The sequence below is a fragment of the Streptomyces sp. NPDC057253 genome, from assembly GCF_042669125.1.
Taxonomy (GTDB): domain Bacteria; phylum Actinomycetota; class Actinomycetes; order Streptomycetales; family Streptomycetaceae; genus Streptomyces.
In genome coordinates this window covers 1-2,332 of sequence record NZ_JBHUXV010000290.1, presented here as the reverse complement: position 1 = coordinate 2,332, position 2,332 = coordinate 1, and the positions used below count along the sequence as shown (strand labels likewise).

Here is a 2,332-nt window from a genome sequence, read left to right as displayed (position 1 = left end):
CCTCGGTCGTCGTGGTCGAGAAGTCCGACCGCACCGGCGGCCCCTACCGGATCAATCCCGCGAGCCTGGGGATGTTCGCGGTCGAGAGCTGGATGCAGCAGGAACTGCACGTCGACCTCTCCCGCGAGGAGGCCTTCCGGCTGCTGATGGACCACTCCCGCTGGCGGACCGACGCCCGGCTGGTGTCCACCCTGGTCCGCCACTCCGGCCCCACCATCGCCTGGTTCAACTCCCTCGGGGTGCACTTCGACAACGTCGTGCCCTACTACACGGGTGCGAAGCCGACCTGGCACATCCGGCACGACCCCGAGAACCCGGTGATCGCCGACGTCCTCACCGACCGCGCCGGGGAACTCGGCGCCCGGTTCCTCCTGAACACCCTCGCGACCCAGCTGATCGTCGACGACGGCCAGGTCGTCGGCGTGGAGGTACGTACCGCCGACGGGAGCACGCGGCGTATCGGTGCGGCGGCGACCGTGCTCGCCGCGGGCGGCTTCCAGGGCTCGCCGGAGCTGATCGAGCGGTACACCGGGTTCGTACCCGGTGAGGACCTGTTCACCTTCGCGATGTTCACGCACCCCGAGCACCAGGGGGAGGGCATCCGGATGGCCCGTGAGGCGGGCGCCGGCGAAGCCCCCTCGATGCTGGAGACGTACATCTACCTGCCCGACCCCTACGGCGGCCCGGGCGGCACAGCCCCGGATCTCAGTGCGTTCCGCCAGCCCAACCTGCTCGTCAACCGGCACGGCAGGCGCTTCGTCGCCGAGGACATCGTGGCCAACCCGGCGGACGCCGCCAACGCGGTGCGCCGCCAGCCCGGCAGCCAGGCCTACATGATCCTCAGCGGTTCGATCGCCGACCACTACGACCGGCACGGTCTGGACTACCAGCTCTACCGTCTCTTCCATCACCCGGGCACCCTCCCCGACCTCGCCGGCCAGGTCACGAAGGCCGTCGCCGACGGCTACCCGCACCTGTTCCGGGCGGACAGCGTGGGCGAGCTGGCCGAGGCGATCGGTGTGCCGGCGGTGGAGCTGGAAGCCACCGTGGAGACCTACAACGCGGCCTGCCGCGAGGGCCTGGACGGCGAACTGTTCAAGCCGGCCCGCCACCTGCGACCGATCGAACCCGACACCGGACTGTTCGCCGCACGTTTCTGCATCGGCAGCTACGGCAGCTCCGGAGGCATCCCCATCGACGAGCACGGACGCGTCCTCGACGCCGGCCAGAACCCCGTCCCCGGGCTGTACGCCGGCGGCAGGGACGCCAACACGCTGTACGGCGGCACCTACCCGTACATCATGTCCGGCGCCATCTCGGGGTTCAGCTACACCTTCGGCCGGCTGGCCGGCGCCCACGCGGCGGCGACCGCCCGGGGCGAGCGGTGACTCCGGTCCCGTCCGGCGGGACCGGGTTCGCCGCCGCGGGCCAGAGCGGATCCACGGCCGCCGACGGCACCGCGCGGGCCGTCCTGCACGACCGCTACGGCGGCCCCGACGTACTCGTCGTCGCCGATGTCCCGGAGGTCCGCCCCGGCCCGGCCGAGGTACGGGTGAGGGTGCGGGCCGCGGGCATCAACCCGTTCGACTCCAAGGTGCGCTCCGGTCGTCCGCCGTACACCTGCGACGACCCGTTCCCGCGGGGCGTCGGACAGGACTTCGCCGGTGTGGTCGACGAGGCCGGACCCGGCGCGCGGCACCTCGACGGCTCGCCGGTCGAGGTGGGTGACGAGGTCATCGGCTTCGCCGACCGGAGGTGTGTACGGGAACAACTCGTCGTGCCGGACACGCAGCTCGTGCGCAAGCCGGCAGGCCTGTCCTGGGACGTGGCGGGCGCGCTGCCGACGCCCGGGCGTACGGCGCTGGGCTGCCTGGACCTGCTGGACATCGGGGCAGGCGACACCCTGCTCGTCGGCGCGGCAGCCGGCGGGGTCGGGGTGCTGCTGAGCCAGCTGGCGGCGGAGCGCGGTGCCACCGTCATCGGCACCGCGGGCCCCGCCAACCACGCGTTCCTGAACGGACTGGGCATCCAGCCCGTCGCTTACGGCGACGGGCTGGGAGACCGGGTCCGAGCGGCGGGCGTGAAGCTCACGGCCGCCGTGGACTGCCACGGACGGGAGGCCGTCGACACCGCGCTGGCCCTCGGACTGTCCCCGGACCGGGTGGTGACCATCGTGCGGCACGACGTCACCGCGGAACTCGGGCTGGCCTCACCGGGCATGCGTCCGCGCACGGCCGCCGAACTGGCCGAGGTCGCCGGGACCGTGGTACGGGAACAACTGCACATCCCGGTCCAGGCCTTCGGCCTGGACCGGGTGCGCGAGGCTTTCCTG

The 2,332-nt window shown here is 72.5% G+C and carries 2 protein-coding genes; both read left to right on the top strand.

Features of this window, described 5'->3' with window-relative positions; translation table 11 throughout:
* A partial coding sequence (locus ACFULQ_RS49015) for an FAD-binding protein (RefSeq protein WP_383558328.1) occupies nt 1-1,388 on the top strand: 1,388 nt, incomplete at its 5' end.
* Nucleotides 1,385-2,332: NADP-dependent oxidoreductase (locus ACFULQ_RS49010; protein ID WP_383558325.1), on the top strand; the 948-nt coding region annotated here is incomplete at its 3' end. The genes ACFULQ_RS49015 and ACFULQ_RS49010, both read left to right, overlap by 4 nt.